General features: G+C 68.9%; 16 protein-coding genes and 1 tRNA gene. 4 read left to right on the top strand and 13 right to left on the bottom strand.

The genetic code is table 11. The features are described from left to right. The first annotated feature begins 121 nt into the window (after nucleotides 1-121). Together COGEMETH_RS07290 and COGEMETH_RS07285 are read left to right on the top strand one after the other, a co-directional pair. Nucleotides 122-328, top strand: a complete 207-nt coding sequence (locus COGEMETH_RS07290; protein ID WP_238181944.1) for a DUF2842 domain-containing protein — start codon at nucleotides 122-124, stop codon at nucleotides 326-328. Between the two features lie 185 nt (nucleotides 329-513). Continuing rightward, nucleotides 514-891 carry a hypothetical protein gene (locus COGEMETH_RS07285; protein WP_238181943.1) on the top strand — a complete coding sequence of 126 codons (378 nt, stop codon included), beginning with the start codon at nucleotides 514-516 and terminating at the stop codon, nucleotides 889-891. Between the two features lie 6 nt (nucleotides 892-897). Here the strand turns inward: COGEMETH_RS07285 and COGEMETH_RS07280 are convergent, their stop codons facing one another. Beyond that, complete coding sequence (locus COGEMETH_RS07280) at nucleotides 898-1965, bottom strand: polysaccharide deacetylase family protein (RefSeq protein ID WP_238181942.1); 1068 nt, start codon at nucleotides 1963-1965, stop codon at nucleotides 898-900. 247 nt (nucleotides 1966-2212) lie between these two features. Between COGEMETH_RS07280 and COGEMETH_RS07275 the strand changes: the two genes are divergently transcribed. After that, complete coding sequence (locus COGEMETH_RS07275) at nucleotides 2213-3421, top strand: GNAT family N-acetyltransferase (protein WP_238181941.1); 1209 nt, start codon at nucleotides 2213-2215, stop codon at nucleotides 3419-3421. A 48-nt stretch (nucleotides 3422-3469) separates the two neighbouring features. On the opposite strand, the gene COGEMETH_RS07270 is transcribed toward COGEMETH_RS07275, so the two are convergent. The 6 genes from COGEMETH_RS07270 to COGEMETH_RS07245 all read right to left on the bottom strand — a co-directional run bounded on the left by COGEMETH_RS07270 (nucleotide 3470) and on the right by COGEMETH_RS07245 (nucleotide 16265). Next, nucleotides 3470-4531, bottom strand: a complete 1062-nt coding sequence (locus COGEMETH_RS07270; protein WP_238181940.1) for an HD-GYP domain-containing protein — start codon at nucleotides 4529-4531, stop codon at nucleotides 3470-3472. Nucleotides 4532-4933: 402 nt separating this feature from the next. Next, complete coding sequence (gene rpoC / locus COGEMETH_RS07265; RefSeq protein ID WP_238181939.1) at nucleotides 4934-9139, bottom strand: DNA-directed RNA polymerase subunit beta'; 4206 nt, start codon at nucleotides 9137-9139, stop codon at nucleotides 4934-4936. Between the two features lie 175 nt (nucleotides 9140-9314). Further along, nucleotides 9315-13439, bottom strand: a complete 4125-nt coding sequence (gene rpoB, locus COGEMETH_RS07260) for a DNA-directed RNA polymerase subunit beta (protein ID WP_238181938.1) — start codon at nucleotides 13437-13439, stop codon at nucleotides 9315-9317. Nucleotides 13440-13683: 244 nt separating this feature from the next. Next, nucleotides 13684-14058, bottom strand: a complete 375-nt coding sequence (gene rplL, locus COGEMETH_RS07255) for a 50S ribosomal protein L7/L12 (RefSeq protein WP_238181937.1) — start codon at nucleotides 14056-14058, stop codon at nucleotides 13684-13686. A gap of 54 nt (nucleotides 14059-14112) precedes the next feature. Further along, nucleotides 14113-14631: a 50S ribosomal protein L10 gene (rplJ, locus tag COGEMETH_RS07250; protein WP_238181936.1), complete on the bottom strand. Its 519-nt coding sequence runs from the start codon at nucleotides 14629-14631 to the stop codon at nucleotides 14113-14115. A gap of 710 nt (nucleotides 14632-15341) precedes the next feature. Then, nucleotides 15342-16265 (bottom strand): class I SAM-dependent methyltransferase, encoded by a 924-nt coding sequence (locus COGEMETH_RS07245; RefSeq protein ID WP_238181935.1) that lies wholly within the window; start codon nucleotides 16263-16265, stop codon nucleotides 15342-15344. Nucleotides 16266-16530: 265 nt separating this feature from the next. Here COGEMETH_RS07245 and COGEMETH_RS07240 point away from each other — a divergent pair, with 265 nt between their 5' ends. Further along, complete coding sequence (locus COGEMETH_RS07240) at nucleotides 16531-17814, top strand: hypothetical protein (protein WP_238181934.1); 1284 nt, start codon at nucleotides 16531-16533, stop codon at nucleotides 17812-17814. Between the two features lie 7 nt (nucleotides 17815-17821). Here COGEMETH_RS07240 and COGEMETH_RS07235 read toward each other — a convergent pair whose 3' ends face one another. The 6 genes from COGEMETH_RS07235 to COGEMETH_RS07210 form a co-directional block, all read right to left on the bottom strand. After that, on the bottom strand, nucleotides 17822-19465 hold the full coding sequence (locus COGEMETH_RS07235; protein WP_238181933.1) for a B12-binding domain-containing radical SAM protein: 1644 nt from the start codon (nucleotides 19463-19465) through the stop codon (nucleotides 17822-17824). 187 nt (nucleotides 19466-19652) lie between these two features. Continuing rightward, on the bottom strand, nucleotides 19653-20351 hold the full coding sequence (gene rplA / locus COGEMETH_RS07230) for a 50S ribosomal protein L1 (RefSeq protein ID WP_238181932.1): 699 nt from the start codon (nucleotides 20349-20351) through the stop codon (nucleotides 19653-19655). A 13-nt stretch (nucleotides 20352-20364) separates the two neighbouring features. Continuing rightward, a complete protein-coding gene (gene rplK / locus COGEMETH_RS07225; protein ID WP_238181931.1) occupies nucleotides 20365-20814 on the bottom strand; it encodes a 50S ribosomal protein L11 in 450 nt (149 codons plus the stop codon). A gap of 229 nt (nucleotides 20815-21043) precedes the next feature. Next, nucleotides 21044-21577: a transcription termination/antitermination protein NusG gene (gene nusG, locus COGEMETH_RS07220; RefSeq protein WP_238181945.1), complete on the bottom strand. Its 534-nt coding sequence runs from the start codon at nucleotides 21575-21577 to the stop codon at nucleotides 21044-21046. Nucleotides 21578-21640: 63 nt separating this feature from the next. Beyond that, nucleotides 21641-21937 carry a preprotein translocase subunit SecE gene (secE, locus tag COGEMETH_RS07215; protein WP_238181930.1) on the bottom strand — a complete coding sequence of 99 codons (297 nt, stop codon included), beginning with the start codon at nucleotides 21935-21937 and terminating at the stop codon, nucleotides 21641-21643. Nucleotides 21938-22117: 180 nt separating this feature from the next. After that, nucleotides 22118-22194: transfer RNA gene (locus COGEMETH_RS07210), tRNA-Trp, on the bottom strand. Nucleotides 22195-22725: the final 531 nt, after the last annotated feature.

The following is a 22725-nucleotide window of genomic DNA, read 5'->3' as shown; positions in this document are numbered from 1 at the left end:
GGGAGCGACCTCTCCGGATGCGGCGCTCCCCTCTCCCGACTTAGCTCGCGGGCCACCCTCCCCCGCAGAGGGGGGAGGGAAGAAACCGGGCGCTTCCCTGGACGCCCGGACGAGGACAAGCATGCGCCGCCGCACCCGCACCCTGATCGGCACGATCGCGATCCTGGCCTTCGTCGTGATCTACGCGCCGCTGGCCATGGCCCTGGCCGACAGCCGCATCAGCGAGACCTCGGGCCTCGTCCAGGCCGTGCTCTACAGCATCCTCGGCATCGCCTGGGTCTTCCCGCTGATGCCGGTGATCCGCTGGATGGAACGGCCCGACCCCTGAGGCGTGCCGCCGCCCCATGGAAACGGCGGTATGCCCGATCGTCATGTCGCCGCACGGCGTTTTCGGAAACCCGGATTCCACGTTTCCGCAACGGGCTCCGAGCCGCCCGCGTTTTCGCCGCACTCGCGCATCACAAGCGCCGGGCCCGCGCCGAGCGCCCCAAGAAACCGACGATTCGCACCTTCATGCTCCGTCCGCTCCTGCGATTCTCCGCCCCCGCCGGCCTGATCCTCCTCGGGGCCTGCCTGCCCGCGCTGGCGCAGGGGAGCCCGCGCTCCGTCAACGAGTGCGAGCGCCTGAAGAACGACCTCGCCTACAACCAGTGCCTGGCCATGTTCGGCCCCGCCGCCAAGAACGTGGCGGGCGGCTTCGCGTCGGAAGGCGGCTCCCCCCCCGCCGCCGCAACGCCGGCCCTGGCGGCGATCCCGCAGGCGGAGGAGCCCGACGAGGCCCGCGGCAGCCGCCGCGGCGGTTATCGCGGGCGCCGGCACGGCCGGCAGAGCGCCGTCTTCACCGCGGGCGGGGGCGAGACGCGCTCCTACCGCCGCCGCCGCAGGCGGTGAGCGGCCTCAGGCGACGTTGAGGCGTCGCCCCCGGTTCCAGGCCAGGAACGGCACCCCCGAGAGCAGCCCCTTCAGCGCCGCCCGCGACTGGTGGCAGCCGTTGACCGAGACCCGCGGCAGGGCGTGCAGGTGCCCCGCATGCGCCCCGAAGAGATGGCCCGGCCGGGTCGTCACGGCGGTGGAAAAGCCCAGTTCCCGCCCGAGGGCGAACTCGCGCGGACCGGCCGAGGTCGGGTCGCCCACCGGATAGGACAGGTGGCGCACCGGGCGTCCGAGTTCGGCCTCGATCCGGGCCCGCCCCTGCCCGATCTCGCGGGACGCGGTGGCGGCATCGTGCTTGGCCAGCATCGGATGGCTGCAGGTGTGGGCGCCGATGGTGAGCATCGGATCGCGGGCAAGCGCCCGCAGCTCGTCCCAGGACAGGCACAGGTCCGCGGCCACCTGCCCCGGCTCGAACCCCGCCTCGCGGCACAACGCGGCGATCCCGTCCAGCAGCCGGTCCTCGGTGCCGCCACGCAGATCGCGGTAGACCGCCTCGAAGGCCAGAATCTTCTCCTGCGGGCTGCGGGCCGGCAGGTCGAGGCTGCCCGTGCCCACCGGTATCCGCACCCGGTCGAGGCGGGCCACCGCCCGCTCCAGCTCGATCCACCAGAGGCGCCCGTGCTGGTCGGCGAAGTCGCCGGTGACGAACAGGGTCCAGGGGGCGCCGTGCCGCCGCAGCACGGGAGCTGCGTGCTCCAGGTTGTCGCGGTAGCCGTCGTCGAAGGTGAGCACCGCGAAGGGCGGTCGGTCGCCCGGCGCGGCCAGGCGCTCGGGCACCGCGTCGAGCCCGATCACCTCGAAGCCGCGCGCGTCGAGCTCCCGAAGCGTCCGGTCGAGGAAGTCCGGGGTGATGGAGAGCAGACGGTTCGGAGCGTAGGCGTTGGCCGCCTCGCGCTCCGGCCTAACGTGATGAAACGTCAGGATCACCCCGAGGCCGCGGGCCGCCGGCGCGAGCCACCGATCAGCCCCCAAAGCCGACACGGCCCGGAAGCCGGCCTCGAACAGGCGGTGGCGGTTGCGGGAGGACAGCATGGCGCGACCCTCGCTACGGCCCGAAGTCCGGCCGCTGGGTTGAGGGCGCGACTCTGCCCGCCGCGCGTAAACAAAGCCGGAAGGCGCACCGCCCGGCTCGGCAAGGATGCGTTACCCATCCCGACGCATCCGGCCCGCCGTGCGGCCCACCGGCCGGCGGCGTACACGCCGGGTTAGGGCCGCCGGCCGCAGAACCGTGCGCAGAACGGGCCGCGACCGCGGGGGCGGGGGCCGAACGGAGTCGGTGATGACGGTTCTCGTCCAAGACCTGAGCGGGGCTGGCATGGCGCGCGGGCGCATCCGGGACGGGCTGACGGCGGAGGTGTTTGCCGATCTCGCCGGGGTCGAGGCCCTGTGGCGGGGGCTGGAGGCGGACGCCGCCTGCCTCGCTACGCCCTATCAGCGCTTCGACTGGGTCTCGGCCTACCTGCGCGGCCACCCGGCGGCGGACGCTCTGCGCGTCGTCGTCCTGCGCGACGGCGCGGGCCGGCCGCGCATCCTGATCCCGCTCCTGGTCGAGCGCCGGCGCGGCCTCAGCCTGGCCCGCGTGGTGGGCGACGACCACGCCAACTACCACCTGCCGCTGTTTTCCACCCGCGAGGCGGCGGCGATCTCCCCCGAGGACCTGAAGGCGGCCCTCGTCGCGGTCGGGCGCGAGGCCGGCATCGATGCCTACGCCCTGACCCACCAGCCCCGGACCTGGGACGGCGCGGTCAACCCCCTGGCCCTCGACGGCGAGCCGGCCCCCAGCGACGGCTACGGCCTGCTGCTCGGGCCTGACCCGGAGAGCACCGTGCGCCGGGCGTTCAGCGCGGACGCGCGCAAGAAGCTGCGCTCCAAGGAGAAGCGCCTCGTCGAGGCCCACGGGCCGGTCGACTACCGCCGGGCCGGGACGCCCGATGAGGTCCGGACCTACCTCGCCGCGTTCTACGCCCAGAAGACGGCGCGGTTCTCCGCGATGGGCATCGCCGACCCCTATGCCGGCGGGCCGATCCGCGACTTCCTCGATATCGGCACGACCGGCGCCGACCCGGCGGTGGAGGTCCACGCCCTGGTGCTGCGCGAGAGCGGGCGGGTGCTGGCGGTGTTCGGCGGCGCGGTGGACGCGGTACGCTACAGCGGCATGATGACCTCCTTCGACGCCGACCCCGAGGTGTCGCGCTTCAGCCCAGGCGACCTGCTGCTCCAGTACCTGATCCGCGAGCAGGCCGAGCGCGGCCGCAAGGGTTTCGACCTCGGCGTCGGCGAGGCGCGCTACAAGGCCAGTGTCTGCGACGAGACCATAGCCCTGGTGGAGACGGTCCTGCCGGTCTCCTTGCACGGCCACGCCCACGCCCTGGTCGCCACCGGGCTGACCCGCGCCAAGCGCCGGATCAAACGCGACCCGCGCCTGATCGGCCATCTCCAGCGCTTCCGCCGGATCAAGGCGCGGTGCAAGGCGGTGCTGAAACGCTGAGCCGGCCACCCCTCTCCGGCGCGGCCCGAAGAGACGGCCTTCGCCCGCTCAGGCGGAGGCTGCCATCGCGGCCGGCGCGTCGAACACGGCCGTGACCGGCCGGAACGCGCAGACGAGGTCGGCATCGAGCTTCGGGCCCATCTCGACGAGGATGGCGTAGGCCCGGTCCATGCTCATCGGGGCCTTGTAGGGACGCCTCTCGATCAGGGCGGCGTAGATGTCGCAGATCGTGACCAGGCGGACGAGGTCCGGGATCTGGCTGCCCTTTAGGCCGTCCGGATAGCCCGAGCCGTCGAGGAGTTCGTGGTGCGAACGCACCACAGACAGCATCAGGTCGTCGAAGCCGCCGCCGAGGAGCATCTCGTAGCCGATGACGGGATGCGTGCGCATCACCCGCAACTCGGCCTCGTCCAGGCGGGCGGGCTTGTTGAGGATCGCCACCGGAATCCGGGTCTTGCCGATGTCGTGCAACAGGGCGCCCTTGGTCAGGCGATGGCAATCCTGGGGCCGCAGGCCGAGGTTGCGGCCGAAGGCGGCAGCCAGGCCGGCCACCAGCAGGCAGTGCTGGTGGGTGGCGTCGTCGAAGCGCCAGACCATCTCCAGCCAGTCGCGGATCCCGGTCTCGTGGATCGCCCGGTCGATGATCTCGGCGCCGGCCTCGATCGCGGCGGCCGTCACCGGCTCGCCGGCCTTGAACAGGCGGTTGAGGAAGGCGCGGGCCTCGACCGCCTTGTGGACCGGCACCGGCGGCGCGGCACCGGCCGCGAGGTCGCCGATGGCGCCGGCGAGCATGCGCGAGACCGCGGCGGCCGGAACGCTCAGGCTCGCGCCGAGGGCGCGAGCTTGGAGCTCGCCCCGCGCCGTGTTGTCGTGCAGGAGGCAGAGGTAGGGGACGCCGCCGCGTCGCGCCGTCGTCAAAGCCCGGCGCAGGCGCAGAACCGCGTCCGAACTCATCACGCCGACGTCGCTGACGATCAGGTCCGGCTCGACGGAGGGCAGGGTGTCGTCGTTGAACAGGTCGTGGACGAACCATCGTCCGCTGGCGCCGTGTCCGCGCACGAGCCGCTCGGCCCGTCCGGCGTCGTCGGTGATCAGCAGGATGCAGCGCACGGTCCAGCCCAGATCTTAGAACACGATGCTCCGATGACGGGGATGCGGTCGGGACGGCCGCGGGCTCGGGCCCCCCCGGCGTCCACGGTGCCGCTACCCGGCCTCGAAGGGGAGCCGACAGGTCCGGCGATCCGCCAGCCGTCCGCGAGGGACCCCCGCGGCCGCTCGCCGGCCACGCGCCTGCGGACCAACAATGCAATCGAGAATTGCATTTTCGACCGGATATACGAAAGCGCTCATGACGAACATTGTCATGCGTGTACGGTAAAGCTTCTCCTAAGATGCGTTGCCGCCGTCCCCCGTCCGGTTCCCGACATCGGCGGACGCAAGGGCGCGTTCCACGAACGAGAAAGGGCGGCCCCGCGGGACCGCCCTCTCCCAGATCCGGCCCTGCGCTGCGGCCTACTCGGCGGCCGGCGGCAGGCCTTCCAGCGCAGCACCGCTCTCCGACTGCTTCTGCTGCAGGATAAGCGTGTCGCGGCGGCGGGCGATGGTGCGGATGTCGGCCACCATCGAACCCGTACCCGCCGGGATCAGCGAGCCGACGATGACGTTCTCCTTGAGCCCTTCGAGGTGGTCGACCTTGCCGTTGACCGCGGCTTCCGTGAGGACGCGGGTGGTCTCCTGGAACGAGGCCGCCGAGATGAACGACTTGGTCTGGAGCGAGGCCTTGGTGATGCCGAGCAGGACGGGCACGCCCTGGACCGGCTTCTTGCCCTCGGCGAGCAGCTTGTCGTTGATCTCGGTCAGCTCCGTGCGGTCGATCTGATCGCCCGAGAGGATGTCCGAGTCGCCGCCGTCGGTGATCTCGACCTTCTGCAGCATCTGCCGGACGATGACCTCGATGTGCTTGTCGTTGATCGACACGCCCTGGAGCCGGTAGACCTCCTGGATCTCGTTGACGAGGTAGGCGGCGAGTTCCTCCACGCCCTTGATCGCCAGGATGTCGTGCGGCGCCGGGTTTCCATCGACGATGTAGTCGCCGAGTTCCACCACGTCCCCGTCCTGCAGGTGGATGTGCTTGCCCTTGGGGATCAGGTACTCGACGGCGTCCGTCCCGTCGTGGGGCGTCAAGGTCAGGCGGCGCTTGTTCTTGTAGTCGCGCCCGAACTGGATCGTGCCCGACTTCTCGGCGATGATCGCCGCGTCCTTGGGACGGCGGGCCTCGAACAGCTCCGCCACCCGCGGCAGACCGCCGGTGATGTCGCGGGTCTTGGCCGAATCCGTCGAGACGCGGGCGAGGATGTCGCCGGCCTTGACCGAGCCGCCCGGGTCGAAGCCGATGATGGCGTCGACCGGCAGGAAGTAGCGGGCGTCCGAGCCGCGCGGAAGCTTCACGGCCTTGCCCTCGGAATCGACGACGACCATCGCCGGCTTGAGGTCCGAGGTGCGGGCCGACCCGCGCCAGTCGATGACGACGCGCTTGGCGATGCCGGTCGACTCGTCGGTGGTCTCGGTGATGGACTGGCCATCGTAGAGATCCTCGTAGGCCACCAAGCCGTCGACCTCGGTGAGGATCGGACGGGTGTAGGGGTCCCACTCCGCGATGCGCTGGCCGCGCTTGATCTTGTCGCCCTCGTCGACGCGCAGCTTGGCGCCGTATTGCAGGCGGTGCACCGCCCGCTCCACGCCGTCCGAGCCGACGACCACCACCGCCACGTTGCGGCCGGTGGCGATGAGATCGCCGTCCGTGTTCTTGGCAACCGCGCGGTTGCGGATCCTGATCGTGCCCTCGAAGCTCGACTCGATGAAGGACGAATCCGCGATCTGCGCCGCGCCGCCGATGTGGAAGGTGCGCATGGTGAGCTGGGTGCCCGGTTCGCCGATCGACTGCGCGGCGATGACGCCGACCGCCTCGCCCATGTTGACGGGCGTGCCGCGGGCCAGATCCCGCCCGTAGCAGGTGGCGCAGACGCCGCTCCGGGTGGCGCAGACCAGCACCGAGCGGATCTTCACCTCCTGGATGCCGGCCGCCTGGATCGCCGGCAGATGACGTTCCTCGATGGTCTCGCCGGTCTTGACGATCACCGTGCCGTCCTGGGCCACGAGGTCCTCGGCCGTGGCGCGGCCGAGGATGCGAGTGGCCAGCGTCGCCACGACCTGGCCGGCATCGACGATGGCGCGCATCTTGATGCCGTTCGTGGTGCCGCAATCCACCTCGCGGATCACCGCGTCCTGCGCCACGTCCACGAGGCGCCGGGTCAGGTAGCCGGAGTTGGCCGTCTTCAACGCCGTGTCCGCCAGCCCCTTGCGGGCGCCGTGGGTGGAGTTGAAGTACTCGAGCACGTCGAGCCCTTCCTTGAAGTTCGAGATGATGGGCGTCTCGATGATCTCGCCCGAGGGCTTGGCCATCAGGCCGCGCATGGCGGCCAGCTGCTTCATCTGCGCCGGCGAGCCGCGGGCACCGGAATGGCTCATCATGTAGATCGAATTGATCTGCTTGTCGGCGCCGTTCTCGTCCTTCTGCACGGTCGAGATGCGCAGCATCATCTCGGCGGCGAGCTTGTCCGAGCACTTGGCCCAGGCATCCACCACCTTGTTGTACTTCTCGCCCTGGGTGATCAGGCCGTCGTTGTACTGCTGCTCGTAGTCCTTCACCAGCGAGCGCGTGGTGTCGACGATCGACCACTTGTTGTCCGGCACGACCATGTCGTCCTTGCCGAACGAGATGCCGGCCTTGAACGCGTGGTTGAAGCCGAGCCCCATGATGCGGTCGCAGAAGATCACCGACTCCTTCTGACCGCAGTGGCGGTAGACGGTGTCGATCATCGCCGAGATCTCCTTCTTGGTCATCAGCTTGTTGACGACGTCGAAGGGCACCTTGGCATGCAGCGGCAGGGCGCCGGACAGGATCACCCGGCCCGGGGTGGTGTCGTAGGTCTTGGTCAGGGGCTGGCCGTCCGGGCCGATGCCCTTCCAGCGCCACTTGATCTTGGAATGCAGCTTGACGGACTTGGCCGCCAGCGCGTGCTCCAACTCGCCCATGTCGCCGTAGACGCCCTGCATCGGGTTGGTCTTGCTCGTGGCATCGAACGCGCCGACCGCGCCGTCGGCGACGATCGAGAGATAGTAGAGGCCGAGCACGATGTCCTGCGAGGGCACGATGATCGGCTGGCCGTTGGCCGGGTGCAGGATGTTGTTGGTCGACATCATCAGCACGCGCGCCTCCAGCTGAGCCTCGAGGCTCAGGGGGACGTGCACGGCCATCTGGTCGCCGTCGAAGTCGGCGTTGAACGCGGCGCAGACCAGCGGGTGAAGCTGGATCGCCTTGCCCTCGATCAGCTTGGGCTCGAAGGCCTGGATGCCGAGGCGGTGGAGCGTCGGCGCCCGGTTGAGCATCACGGGATGCTCACGGATCACCTCGTCCAGGATGTCCCAGACCTCGGGCTTCTCCTTCTCGACGAGCTTCTTCGCCTGCTTGACGGTCGCGGAGAAACCCTTGGCGTCGAGGCGCGCGTAGATGAACGGCTTGAACAGCTCCAGCGCCATCTTCTTGGGCAGGCCGCACTGGTGCAGCTTCAGCTCGGGGCCGACCACGATGACCGAGCGGCCGGAATAGTCGACGCGCTTGCCGAGCAGGTTCTGACGGAAGCGGCCCTGCTTGCCCTTGAGCATGTCGGCGAGCGACTTCAGCGGGCGCTTGTTGGCACCCGTGATGACGCGCCCGCGCCGGCCGTTGTCGAACAGCGCGTCGACCGCCTCCTGCAGCATCCGCTTCTCGTTGCGTATGATGATGTCGGGCGCGCGCAGCTCGATCAGCCGCTTGAGGCGGTTGTTGCGGTTGATGACCCGGCGGTAGAGGTCGTTCAGGTCCGAGGTGGCGAAGCGGCCGCCGTCCAGCGGCACCAGCGGGCGCAGGTCCGGCGGGATCACGGGGACGACGGTGAGGATCATCCACTCGGGCTTGTTGCCCGACATCTGGAACGCCTCGATGATCTTGAGGCGCTTGAGGAGCTTCTTGGGCTTGAGCTCGGAGGTGGTGACGGCGATCTCGTCGCGCAGGTCGCCCGCGATCTTGTCGAGGTCGAGTTCCTGCAGGATGCGCCGGATCGCCTCGGCGCCGATCATCGCCGTGAACGAATCCTCGCCGTACTCCTCCTGGGCGCGCAGGTACTCCTCCTCCGAAAGGAGCTGGCGCTCCTTCAGGGGGGTAAGGCCCGGCTCGATGACGCAGTAGGACTCGAAGTAGAGGATGCGCTCGAGGTCCTTGAGGGCCATGTCGAGCAGGAGGCCGATGCGGGACGGCAGCGACTTCAGGAACCAGATGTGGGCGACGGGGGCGGCCAGCTCGATATGGCCCATGCGGTCGCGCCGCACGCGGGCGAGCGTCACTTCGACGCCGCACTTTTCGCAGATGACGCCCTTGTACTTCATGCGCTTGTACTTGCCGCACAAGCACTCGTAATCCTTGATCGGCCCGAAGATGCGGGCGCAGAACAGGCCGTCACGCTCCGGCTTGAAGGTCCGGTAGTTGATCGTCTCGGGCTTCTTGATCTCGCCGTAGGACCACGAGAGGATCTTCTCGGGGCTGGAGATCGAAATCTTGATCTGGTCGAAGCTCTGGGGCTGAGCCTGCTGGTTGAAAAGGTTCATGACCTCTTGGTTCATGATCCGCTCCTTGATGACGGGTCACGCTCGCGCCAGCGCTGCCACGTACTGAGTTCTCGATACCCGGCGCCGCGCCCTGCCGAGCGCCGCTGGCCGTCGTGCGATCCCGGAAGGCCCTGCCCCTCCCCGCTCGACCGTGCCGGCACGGATGCCGGCACGGGAGGTGCCGCGAGCCTTACTCGGCCGCGTCGGCCGGGGGCTCCAGCTGGTCGTTGGCGGGCTTCTTGGAGGAGGTGAGCTCGACGTTGAGGCCGAGCGAGCGCATCTCCTTGACCAGCACGTTGAAGCTCTCGGGGATGCCGGCCTCGAAGGTGTCGTCCCCGCGGACGATCGCCTCGTAGACCTTGGTGCGGCCGGCCACGTCGTCCGACTTCACCGTGAGCATCTCCTGGAGCGTGTAGGCCGCGCCGTAGGCCTCCAGCGCCCAGACCTCCATCTCGCCGAAGCGCTGTCCGCCGAACTGCGCCTTGCCGCCCAGCGGCTGCTGGGTGACGAGGGAGTACGGGCCGATCGAGCGGGCGTGGATCTTGTCGTCCACGAGGTGGTGGAGCTTCAGCATGTAGATGTAGCCCATCGTCACCTTGCGGTCGAAGGCTTCACCCGTGCGCCCGTCGTAGAGCGTGGACTGGGCCGAGCGGTCGAGGCCGGCCATCTCCAGCATGGTCTCGATGTCGGCTTCCTTGGCGCCGTTGAACACGGGGGTGGCCATCGGCACGCCGCGGCGGACGTTGTTGCCGGCCTCCGCGAGGTCCTCGTCGGAGAGGCCCTCGAGTTCGGACGGCGAGTAGATCGCCTCCATCTCCGCGCGCAGCGGCGCGATGTCCTGGCTCTTCAGGTAGGCGTCCACCGCCTTGCCGACCTTGCGGCCGAGCCCGGCCGCGGCCCAGCCCAGGTGCGTCTCCAGGATCTGCCCGACGTTCATGCGCGAGGGCACGCCGAGCGGGTTGAGCACGATGTCGGCATGCGTCCCGTCCTCGAGGAACGGCATGTCCTCGATCGGCACGATGCGCGAGACCACGCCCTTGTTGCCGTGGCGGCCGGCCATCTTGTCGCCGGGCTGGATCTTGCGCTTCACCGCCACGAAGACCTTGACCATCTTCATGACGCCGGGGGGCAGCTCGTCCCCGCGCTGGAGCTTCTCGACCTTGTCGAGGAAGCGCTGTTCGAGGCGCTTCTTCGACTCGTCGTACTGCTTCTGCATCGCCTCCATCTCGGTCATGAGACGGTCTTCGACGACGGCGAACTGCCACCATTGCGAGCGCGGATACTCGCTGATGCCCTCGCGGGTCAGCGTGGCGTCCTTGCGGAAACCCTTCGGGCCGGCGATCGGGGCCTGCCCGATCAGCACGTCGGCCAGACGCGCGTAGGTGTTGCGGTCGAGGATCGCCTGCTCGTCGTCGCGGTCCTTGGCGAGCCGCTCGATCTCTTCCCGCTCGATCGCCTGGGCGCGCTCGTCCTTGTCGACGCCGTGCCGGTTGAACACCCGCACCTCGACGATGGTGCCGGTGACGCCCGGCGGCACGCGCAACGAGGTGTCGCGCACGTCCGAGGCCTTCTCGCCGAAGATGGCGCGGAGCAGCTTCTCCTCCGGCGTCATCGGGCTCTCGCCCTTCGGGGTGATCTTGCCGACGAGGATGTCGCCCGCATGCACCTCGGCGCCGATATAGACGATGCCGGCCTCGTCGAGGTTCTTGAGCGCCTCCTCGGAGACGTTCGGGATGTCGCGGGTGATCTCCTCCGGACCCAGCTTGGTGTCGCGGGCCATCACCTCGAATTCCTCGATGTGGATCGAGGTGAACACGTCATCCTTCACGATCCGCTCGGAGAGCAGGATCGAGTCCTCGAAGTTGTAGCCGTTCCAGGGCATGAACGCGACGAGGACGTTGCGGCCCAGCGCCAGCTCGCCGAACTCGGTGGACGGTCCGTCGGCGATGATCTCGCCCTTCTTCACCGGCTCTCCGACGCGCACCAGCGGCTTCTGCGTGATGCAGGTCGACTGGTTGGAGCGCTGGAATTTCTGGAGCCGATAGATGTCGACGCCGGGCTTGGTCGCATCCGCCTCCTCGGTGGCGCGGATGACGATACGGGTGGCGTCCACCTGATCGACGATGCCGGAACGGCGGGCCGCGATGGCCGCCCCCGAGTCGCGGGCGACGACCGCCTCCATGCCGGTGCCGACGAACGGCGCGTCGGCCCGCACCAGCGGCACGGCCTGCCGCTGCATGTTCGAGCCCATCAGCGCGCGGTTGGCGTCGTCGTTCTCCAGGAACGGGATCAGGGCGGCCGCCACCGAGACGAGCTGCTTGGGCGACACGTCCATCAGGTCGACCCGCTCGGGGCCGACCACGATCACGTCGCCGGCCCGGCGGCAGACCACGAGGTCTTCCGTCAGCTTCTTGTTCTCGTCCATCTGGGCGTTGGCCTGGGCGACGTAGTACTTCGCCTCCTCCATGGCCGAGAGGTAGGACACCTCGTTCGTGACCACGCCGTCCTTCACGCGGCGGAACGGGGTCTCGATGAAGCCGTACTTGTTGACGCGGGCGAACGTCGCCAGCGAGTTGATCAGGCCGATGTTGGGGCCTTCCGGCGTCTCGATCGGGCAGATGCGGCCGTAATGGGTCGGGTGCACGTCGCGCACCTCGAAGCCGGCGCGCTCGCGGGTCAGGCCGCCCGGGCCGAGCGCCGAGAGGCGGCGCTTGTGCGTCACCTCGGAGAGCGGGTTGGTCTGGTCCATGAACTGCGAGAGCTGCGACGAGCCGAAGAACTCGCGCACCGCCGCCGCCGCGGGCTTGGCGTTGATCAGGTCCTGCGGCATCACCGTGTCGATGTCGACCTGGCTCATGCGCTCGCGGATGGCGCGCTCCATGCGGAGAAGCCCCAGGCGGTACTGGTTCTCCATCAACTCGCCGACCGAGCGCACCCGGCGGTTGCCGAGGTGGTCGATGTCGTCGATCTCGCCCTTGCCGTCGCGCAGCTCCACCAGCGCCTTGACGACGGCGAGCATGTCCTCCTTGCGCAGCGTCCGGACGGTGTCCTCGGCGTCGAGGTCCAGGCGCATGTTCATCTTCACGCGGCCGACCGCGGACAGGTCGTAGCGCTCGCTGTCGAAGAACAGCGAGTGGAACATGGCCTCGGCCGTCTCGAGCGTCGGCGGCTCGCCGGGGCGCATCACCCGGTAGATGTCGAACAGCGCGCCTTCGCGGGCGGAGTTCTTGTCCACGGCCAGCGTGTTGCGGATGTAGGGGCCGACGTTGACGTGGTCGATGTCGAGCACCGGGATGTCGGCGACGCCGACCTCCTCCAGGGCCTTGAGGGTCTTCTCGGAGATCTCCTCGCCGGCCTCGGCCCAGATCTCGCCGGTCTTGGGGTTGACGAGGTCCTCGGCGATGTACTGGCCGATCAGGTCCTCGTCGGTGGCCTTGAGGAACGTGGTGCCCTTCTCGGCGATCTGCCGGGCGTTGCGGGCGTTGAGCTTCTTGCCGGCCTCGAGCACGACCTCGCCGGAATCGGCGTCGACCATGTCCACGGCGGCCTTGAAGCCCTTGAGCCGCTCGGCGTCGAACGGCACGCGCCAGTCGGCGCCGGCGCGGTCGTAGACCACGCGGTCGTAGAAGGTCGAGAGGATGCTCTCGCCGTCGAGACCCAGCGCGAACAGCAGCGAGGTGACGGGCAGCTTGCGCTTGCGGTCGATGCGGACGTGGACGATGTCCTTGGCGTCGAACTCCACGTCGAGCCACGAGCCGCGGTAGGGGATGATGCGCGCGGCGAACAGCAGCTTGCCGGAGGAGTGCGTCTTGCCCTTGTCGTGGTCGAAGAACACGCCCGGCGAGCGGTGCATCTGCGAGACGATGACGCGCTCGGTGCCGTTGACGATGAAGGTGCCGTTCTCCGTCATCAGGGGCATGTCGCCCATGTAGACGTCCTGCTCCTTGATGTCCTTGACGGACTTGGCCTGGGTGTCCGGGTCGACGTCGAACACGATCAGCCGCAGGGTCACCTTCAGCGGGGCGGCGAAGGTGATGCCGCGCTGGCGGCACTCGTCCACGTCGTATTTCGGCTGCTCGAAGGTGTAGCGCACGAATTCCAGCAGCGCCGTCGCGGAGAAGTCCGAGATCGGGAACACCGATTTGAACACGCTCTGGAGGCCCTCGTCGCCCCGGCCGCCCTCCGGCTCGTCGACCATCAGGAACTGGTCGTAGGATGCCTTCTGAACCTCGATGAGGTTCGGCATCTCGGCGACTTCCTTGATCTTGCCGAAGAACTTCCGAATGCGCTTGCGACCGACCAGCGTGTTGGCCATGTGACCTCGCTCCATCCCGCGTCCTGGTTGCCCGGGGAAGTCGTCAGACTCCCGCGCCGGACCGTGGCGCGCGTCCCGCCGGACCGCGCCACCCGTAACCGAAAAATCCCTGCCGGACCCGTTCCGAGGCCCATCGGCCCTCCAGAAGGGCCTTAAGCCCGCGGGTGAGACACCCGCGGGCTCCGGTCACGGACGGCGTCGAGCCGTCCGTGCGTCGACGGGCCGGGGACGGCCCGTCGTGGTCTTACTTGAGCTCGACCTTGGCGCCGGCCTTCTCGAGCTGGGCCTTGAGCTTCTCGCCCTCGTCCTTGGTGACGGACTCCTTGACGGCCTTGGGCGCGCCCTCGACCAGGTCCTTGGCTTCCTTGAGGCCGAGGCCGGTGATCGCGCGGACCTCCTTGATGACCTCGATCTTCTTGTCGCCGATGGCGGCGAGCATGACCGTGAACTCGGTCTGCTCCTCGACGGCGGCGGCCGGGCCGGCAGCGGGGCCTGAGGCCACGGCGACGGCGGCGGCAGCCGAAACGCCCCACTTCTCTTCGAGCATCTTGGCGAGGTCGGCGGCCTCGAGGACGGTCAGGGACGACAGGTCGTCGACGAGCTTGGCAAGATCAGCCATGGTTTATGGTCCTCTGTATATCGGTTTGAACGGATGGGTTTGTAAGGGCGGCCTTCAGGCGGCCTCGTCCTTGGTGGCATAGGCCCCGAACACGCGGGCGAGCTTGGCTGCCGGCGCGCTGACGACCTGGGCGATCTTGGTCGCGGGAGCCTGTACGAGGCCCACGATCTTGGCGCGCAGTTCGTCGAGGGACGGGAGCGAGGCGAGGGCCTTCACGCCGTCCGGGTTCAGGGCTGTCGTCCCCATGGCGCCGCCGAGGATCACGAGCTTGTCGTTGGCCTTGGCGAAATCCACCGCCACCTTGGCGGCCGCGACCGGATCGCTCGAATAGGCGAGCAGGGTCGGACCCTTCAGGAGGGGCTTGATGGAGGCGACGTCCGTGCCATCGAGAGCGATGCTGGCGAGGCTGTTCTTGGCGACCTGCACGGTGGCGCCGGCCTGCTTCATCTGCGAACGCAGCTTCTGCATCTCGGCGACCGTGAGGCCCTTGTAGTGGGCCACGACGACGACGGCGCTCTTTGCGAACACGCCGTTGAGCGTCGAGACGAGATCAGCTTTTGCTGTCCGGTCCACTGGGCTCTCTCCGGTAGGCGGAACCCTGGAGCGGGTCCGCCGGTTGCACATGCCGCCCGGAACGGAACTCGGCCTTGGAAGACCGGGAACGTCCGAACGACGCTTCGCGGCCCTGTCCCCGGACGCTACCCTCGCGGGCGGCGACCTGGGCGAGATGGTTCAAACCGAGACCTCGTCCGCGGCCGAGGGGGCCGAGGAGAGGCGTATGGAGTTCGGTCTTCCCCGTCTGTGCAGGCCGGGGGATTAAGCCGGCGAACCGGCGCCTGCAGTCTCGGACAGGACATGGCCGGACACGGCCCCGCAGGGCTTGGCGCCCCTCGAGTCCTGCCAGCCATAGCCGCCCGGTTGCCCAGGCGACATCTTGTTGGCACACGGCCTATCGACCGTGTCCCTTGGATACGTGTGATTGCGTGGAGCGCGGTGTATAGAGCCTAGCAAGCCGCCTGCCAAGGGCCGAGGCGCGACTTTTCCGTCGCAGGCAAGGGGCGATGACCGGACGCCCGCCCCGATCCGGCCCGTGCGCGCATGCGACGCGGCCGGCTCCGGACCCGGACGCAGGTGTCCGGTCGCGTGCGACGCAACCGGGCCGCCGGTCCGCTTCGCTCCGGGCGTCCGGGAAAGCGTCGGTCTTTCAGAGGCCGGGAGCATAGCCGGCCGGTGGCAGCAGATGGGAGACGATGCCGCAACCGGCGCGGCATCGGCCCCGGCGGTCAGGCCGGCTTCTCGGCCGCCACCAGGAGCACCTGGCCCGAATGGGGGAACAGCCGGCTCAGGGCCCGCAACCCCATGGCTGCGGCTCGGGTCATCGGGTTCCGGTATTCGCCCGGCCCATGCCCGGCGTTGAAAGTCGTGGCTCGGACCGCGTCGAAGCCGAGATGCCCGAGCATCCGCCCGAGGCGGCGGCCGTCGTAGTACATGACGTGGCCCAGGAGCCCGCGCTCGGCATCCTCGGGCGCGTCCATGAAGTGCAGGAAGTCCCACTGGCCGAGGGCGAAGCGGAGCCGGTGCTCGACGTAGACGGCGTTGGGCGTCGTCACCAGAAGCACGCCGCCCGGACGCAGGGCCCGCTGGCAGCGCCGCAGCAGGCGCATGGTCACGGTGTAGTCGAGATGCTCCAGAATCTCCGTGCACAGGACCACGTCGGCCGCGGCTTCCGGCACCGAGAAGTCGGGCTCGCGAAAATCCTGGCCGATGGGCTCGATGCCCCGCGCGTCGAGCCAGCCGCGGATGGTGGGATCGCTGAAGGTCTGGGAGAGGGGATGGTCCACCACCTGCCAACGCAGCCGCCCCGGACCCAGGCGCCGGTCGAGGAGATCGTACAGGACCGGGTCGGGCTTGCCCTCGTTGAGGCCCGACATGTTGAGCACGCTCACCCGGTCCAGTCCGCGGCGCGCCACATGGGCCATGATCGCGTCCGTCAGGCGCGCCACGCGCGGGCCGCCGCTGACGTTCCAGTGCAGGGCGTCCCGGCTCACGGAGCCGTGGAGCTGGCGGTCCATCTCGCCGAAGGCCGCGGCCACGTAGGCCCGCGTCGACCGCTCGTCCGCGGGGCCCGCCGCCGCGACGGCGAAGGGCCGTCCCCGGCTGGCGGAGGATGTACCGAATGCCGGTCCGTCGAGGCTGGTCACGCTCATCATGCCCTCACAAGGGTTGTCGAGCCGAGGTTATTCGTCTTTCGACGGAAGACAACCGGTCGAACCGGCCTATCTTCAATCCAGAATGGCCCGAGACCTGCAAGCTTCGATTAAGGCTAACGGCGCGACACCTTGGAGACTGCTTTCGATCTGTGTGCATCCCTGGGGCAGACTACGGAGACCGGGTTCCGCGCGCACTGCTTCCGGCCCACGGTTCTGGTAGCGAGCGTTCGACCCACACCGCTCCGATCCGATCCGAGGCTCGATGCCCCTACGCGTCCCACACCGCCGCGCCGTCCTCCAGGGCGGCCTCGCCCTCGCCCTGACCGGACGGGCCGTGGCCGCACCGGTGGCGCGCGCCTCGGCCGCCGCCTTCGTCGACAGCGTCGGCGTGAACGTCCACATCAGCAGCGAGCCCTACGCCTCGCGCTTCACCGAGGTGGCGGCGTTGCTGGGGCGGAGCGGAATCCGGCACCTGCGCGACGAAATCCGCCCGAGCAACGACCTCGACCGCTGGCGGATGCTCTACGACGCGCACGGCATCCGGGCGAACCTGCTGGTCTCGCCCGTCACCAACACGCCCGCCGAGATGCTGGAGTACCTCCGCATGGTCGGCCCGCAGCGGGTCTCGGCGATCGAGGGCCAGAACGAGGGCGACAGCGACTGGTTCATGGCCCAGCCCGCCGCCCGCCCGCGCTGGCACACGGCCGTCGTCGCCTACCAGAGGGCCGCCTACCGCGCCCTGCGCAGCCGCTACGACGCGGCCACCCTGCCGATGCTCTCGCCCAGCATCATCGACTACAAGCCGGCCGACGTGGCCCTGATCCGGGAGTCGGCGCCGTTCTGCGATGCGGTGGCGATCCACTCCTACGTCCAGCACGGCCAGGAGCCCGAGACCGGCGACGACTATGCCGGGCTCGGCTGGTATCTCCGGCACATGCGCGACGCCTACAGGCCGGGGGCGCCGGCGGTCGTGACGGAGGTCGGCTACAACAACTTCGTCGAGCCCGACGGCAGCGCCATGTCGGAGACGGCCTCCGGCATCTACCTGCCGCGGCTGCTGCTCAACAACTTCGCGGCCGGCATCGGCCGGACCTTCCTCTACGAGTTCATGGACGGGGCTACGGGCTCGACGGTGGGCAACGACCACTGGGGCCTGGTGCACACCGACGGCACGCCCAAGCCCGCCTACGAGGCGATCCGCACCCTGCTCGGCGCCCTCGCCGAGCAGGGGGGCGGCGCTCCGGCCGCGCCCCTCACGGTCTCCCTGCCGGATGCCGGCCCGGACCTGCGCAGCCTCGCCTTGGCCAAGCGCGACGGCAGCACCGTCCTGGCCCTGTGGCGCGCCGTCCGCTGCTGGGACCCGCAGGCGAAGACGGACGTCTCCGTGCGGCCGACGCCGCAGCGGGTCGTCCCCGAGCGCCCGGTCAAGCGCGCGGGCACGATGGTCCTGGGCGAGGGCGGAGCGTGGCGCGACCAGCCGGCGGGCAAGGACGGGATCACCGTGCCCGTGGGCGCGAAGGTGGTGCTCCTCGCGCTCACGCCCTGATCGCGCCTCAGGCGGCCTCGCGCTCCGGTGCGATGCGGCGGCGGGCGTTCTCCCACCACGTCCGCTCGCGCGCGGCCTCCGTCTCGGCGGCCTTGGCGGCGTAGAACGAGGCGTTGTGCTCGCCGCGCAGGGCCTCACGGGTGAAGCGGATCAGGTGGTGGGCGACGAAACCCATGTTGAACACCGCCTCGATCTGCCCGCGCTTCAGGGCGTAGGCCGCCGCACTCCAGAACGGCTTGCGGTAATCCGAGAACATCCCGACGCGGGTGATGATGTTGAAGCCGAGGATCAGGCCGCGGCGCAGGTTGGTGAAGGTGAGCTTGCCCTTGGTCGGCGTCACGATCCGGTGCGGGTAGGTCGTCGCGCACTGGTGCTTGAAGCGCTCGAAGATCCGCTCCGGCTCGTAGGCGTGGCTGATCGCGCGGCGCCAGCTCTTCACCACGCTGTCGTGCGGGCGCTTGAACAGCACGTTGGATTCGAGGCTCGCGTCGTGCAGCAGCCGGCCCTCCCGCTCCAGCCGGTCCCACAGGGGCGTCTTGGGCAGGGCCTGGAGCAGGTTGATGGTCAGCACCGGGATCGCCGACTTGTCGATGAAGTCGATCAGGCGCTGCTCGGACTGGTCCGAGTCGGTGTCGAGGCCGAGGATGATGCCCGAGGTCACCTCCAGCCCGTAGGAGTTCAGGGTCTCGATGGCGCCGTACATCGGCACGGCGGCGTTGTGGGTCTTGTCGATGCCCTTGAGGGCGCCCTCCTCCGGCGTCTCGATGCCGACGAAGACCGTCATGAAGTTGGCCTGCCGCATCAGCTCCAGGATCTCGGGCTGCTTGGCCATGTTGAGCGTCGCCTCGCAGGCGAACTGAAGCGGGTAGTGGTTCCGCTTCTGCCACTCCACGAGGTGGGGCAGCATGTCCCGCGTCGCCTTGCGGTTGGCGATGAAGTTGTCGTCCACGAAGTAGACCACCGCCGGGTGGCCGGGCTGGCTGATGATGGCGTCGAGTTCGGCGCACATCTGCTCGGGCGACTTCAGCCGGGGCTGGCGCCCGTAGAGCTGCGGGATGTCGCAGAACTCGCAGCGATAAGGGCAGCCCGAGGAGAACTGCAGGGAGCCGATGAGGTAGCGCTTGAGCGGGGCCGCCTCGTAGGCGGGCGCCGGGAAGTCGGAGAGCGCCAGGCGCTCCTTGGTCTCCAGCCGCACCTGAGCGTCCGGGCGCGCCACGTCGGCGTCGAGGATGGCGATGAGCTGGTCGGTGGCGTCGCCGATCTCGCCCATGTGCAGGTAGTCGAAGTCCGGGTACTTTTCCGGCGCGCCCGAGACCGAGGGGCCGCCGAGCACGGCGACCTTTCCGGCCGCATGCGCCCGCTTGCGGATTTCGTGGATCTGCGGCTCCTGGATGTGCATGCCGGAGACGAAGACCGCGTCGGCCCAGGCGAACTCGTCGGGCGTCGCCCGCTTGATGTTCTCGTCGACGAACCGGTACTCCCAGGATTCCGGCATGTAGGCCGCGATCAGGAGCAGTCCCTGGGGCGGCATGAACGCCTTCACGCCGCCCATCAGGGGGTAGGCGTGGGAGAAGGTGCCGAAGGACGGCGTGTAGGCGGGGAAGACGCAGAGGATGCGTCGCTTGGCGGAGACGGTGAGGGAGCATCGCATAGGCCGCTATCTAGCACAGCCTCGCCCGATGGGAGCCCCTCCGCGCACGCAATCCGCATCGTGATGGCGCGAGAGGCGGAGTTGCTCCGCGGCACGTCTCGCGCCGGCCTCGGCGCCCGCTCCTGAAAGAACAAAAAAACGCCCGGCCACGAGGGCCGGGCGCTTCAGGAGGTTCGATCGCAGACGATCAGGCGCCGAGCACCGTGGACGGCTCGACCTTCACGCCCGGGCCCATCGTCGAGGTGACGGCGATGCGCTGGATGTAGGTGCCCTTGGAGCCGGCGGGCTTGGCCTTGGCCACCGCGTCGGCGAAGGCCTTGATGTTCTCCACGAGCTTCTGCTCGTCGAAGGAGACCTTGCCGATGCCGGCGTGCACGATGCCCGCCTTCTCGACCCGGAACTCCACCGAACCGCCCTTGGCGCCGGCCACGGCGGTCTTCACGTCCATGGTGACGGTGCCGACCTTCGGGTTCGGCATCAGGCCGCGCGGGCCCAGCACCTTTCCGAGACGGCCGACCAGCGGCATCAGGTCCGGGGTCGCGATGCAGCGGTCGAACTCGATCTTGCCGCTCTGGACGATCTCCAGGAGATCCTCCGCGCCGACGATGTCGGCGCCGGCGGCCTTGGCCTCCTCGGCCTTGGCGCCGCGGGCGAAGACCGCGACCCGCACCGTACGGCCGGAGCCGTTGGGCAGGTTGCAGACGCCGCGGACCATCTGGTCGGCGTGGCGCGGGTCGACGCCGAGGTTCATCGAGATCTCGAAGGTCTCGTCGAACTTGGCCTTGGACCGCTCCTTGATCAGCTTGATCGCGTCGGCGACGGGATAGAGCTTGGTCGGGTCGATGCCCTCGCGGGCGGCGCGGATGCGCTTTCCTTCGTGTGCCATGTCTGCCCCTCCCTTACGCGACGACGTCGAGGCCCATGGCCCGCGCGGAGCCACGGATCATGGCGACGGCGGCATCCACCGAATCGCAGTTAAGGTCGGGCATCTTCTTCTCCGCGATCTCGCGGAGCTGCGCCTCGGTGACCTTGCCCACCGTCGGGCCCTTGCCCGGCGTCTTGGAACCGGAGGCCGGCTTCTTGCCGATCTTCAGGCCGGCGGCCTTCTTCAGGAAGAAGGTGACCGGGGGCTGCTTCATGTCGAAGGTGAAGCTGCGATCCTGGTAGGCCGTGATCACGACCGGGATCGGGGTGCCCTTCTCGATCTGCGCGGTCTTCGCGTTGAAGGCCTTGCAGAATTCCATGATGTTGAGGCCGCGCTGACCGAGCGCGGGGCCGATGGGCGGAGACGGATTGGCCGCTCCAGCCGGGACCTGAAGCTTCACGTAACCCGTGATCTTCTTCGCCATGGGACTGCTCCCAAATGAATGCACGCCGCCGGGCTGCCTGAGGCTCGGTCGGTCGGGCGGTTGCAGGTCGCGGTGCGGCCCGTGGACCCCGGCGGCGAACCGGGCGGGCCTCCCGCGTGTGGCGCCGTCATCGGGATTGCCCGATCACGGCGTTCTTCGCGGCCGGCGCGGAGTGCCGACCGGAAAATGGAGATCAATCAGTTTTGACTGGTCTTTAAGTCCAAAAAAATCAGGCCTTCTCGACCTGGGCGTATTCCAGTTCCACCGGAGTGGCGCGGCCGAAGATCGACACGGCGACCTTGAGGCGTGAGCGGCTCTCGTCGATCTCCTCGACGGTGCCGTTGAACGAGGCGAACGGACCGTCGGCAACGCGGACGACCTCGCCGATCTCGAAGGAGATCGAGGGCTTGGGCCGGTCGACGCCCTCGGCGACCTGTCCCTTGATCCGCTCGGCCTCGGCATCCGGGATCGGCACCGGCTTGGACTTGTCGGCGCCGAGGAAGCCCGTGACCTTCGGGGTGTTCTTGATGAGGTGGTAGACCTCGTCGGTGAGGTCGCATTTCACCAGGACGTAGCCGGGGAAGAACTTGCGCTCGGCGTCGACCTTGCGGCCGCGGCGCACCTCCACGACCTTCTCGGTCGGGACCAGCACCTCGTCGAAGAGGTCCGTAAGTCCACGCTGGGCCGCCTGGTCCTTGATGGACTGGGCGACCTTGTTCTCGAAGTTCGAGTAGGCGTGGACGATGTACCAGCGCTTCGACACGGTTGCGATCAACTCCGACACGTCCGCGGGGCAGGCCAGCCCCGCATGAAACTCGATTCGTCCTCAGAGGCCGAGGATCAGGCCGACGACGTAGCGCAGCGCCTGGTCGACCACGGTGAAGAACAGGCTGGCCGCCACCACCATGACGAAGACCATGATGGTCGTGACCGTGGTCTCCTTGCGGGACGGCCACGTGACCTTGCGGCCCTCGTCGCGCACCTGGGACAGGAACTCGACGGGGCCGACGCGCTTCTGCGGAGGCCGGGCGGGGGGGATCTGCCGGGGCGGCGTCGGCGCGGAGGCGCCACGCGGTGCGCCGCGTGCCAGATCCACCTTCTTGCTCGCTTCGTTCGATGCCATGGCGCCAGCGTTGTGCGATGTTCGGTTCCGGCTCCCCGGAGACCGCTCCGGGAAAGCAGGCTTCGGGCGCGGAGGACGACGCCCAAACCCGCACCGACGGCCTACGGAAGATCCTGGAGTGCGCCCGCTCTAGCGCAAGTCCGCAGACTTGTCGACAGGAGGCGAGGAGCGTGTCGGGACTGGCAGGAGTGGAGGGACTCGAACCCGCAACCTCCGGTTTTGGAGACCGGCGCTCTGACCAGTTGAGCTACACTCCTAGCAGTCATGACGTGCGTGACCGCGCGCCTCGTTTGCCACGCTACCGGAGGCTTCGCAACAGGGGGGCACCAGATTCTCGCGGGGCCGATCACTCCGGAGGCGCCGCGGCCGGGGACGGTTTCGGCTCCGGCTTCGCCAGGGCGCAGTCCCGGTTCAAACCGGTTCCGGGGGCGTTCTCGAAGGTGCAGCGCTGTTCGGGCGGCGATCCGCAGACCGTCGCCAGGAGCTTGAACCCGACGCAGCGTCCGTCCGGCCCCCGGTAGCCCGGACCGCCCTTGCAGCCGCATCCCTCGCAGGGTGGCCGGGTCGGGCAATCCGTGGCGTGCGCGGGCACTCCGGCCATCACGGCGCAAGCGAGGACGAGACGGCCCCATCTCATCCGGAGACGAACCGCGGCTCGACCGGTCTTCCCGATCCGAAAAACGCGTGCGGGGACCGGCATGACGCCGCCCCCCGCACGATCCGGTTCGGACGGCGGCCGCGGGGCCGCCGCCGAGACCGAGATGACGTCAGTCGTTGATGGCGGCGAC

The sequence above is a fragment of the Methylobacterium trifolii genome (assembly GCF_022179685.1).
In the GTDB taxonomy this organism is placed as follows: Bacteria; Pseudomonadota; Alphaproteobacteria; order Rhizobiales; family Beijerinckiaceae; genus Methylobacterium; species Methylobacterium trifolii.
Note: the sequence above shows the minus strand (reverse complement) of the source record. Positions and strands in the feature narration are given on the sequence as shown.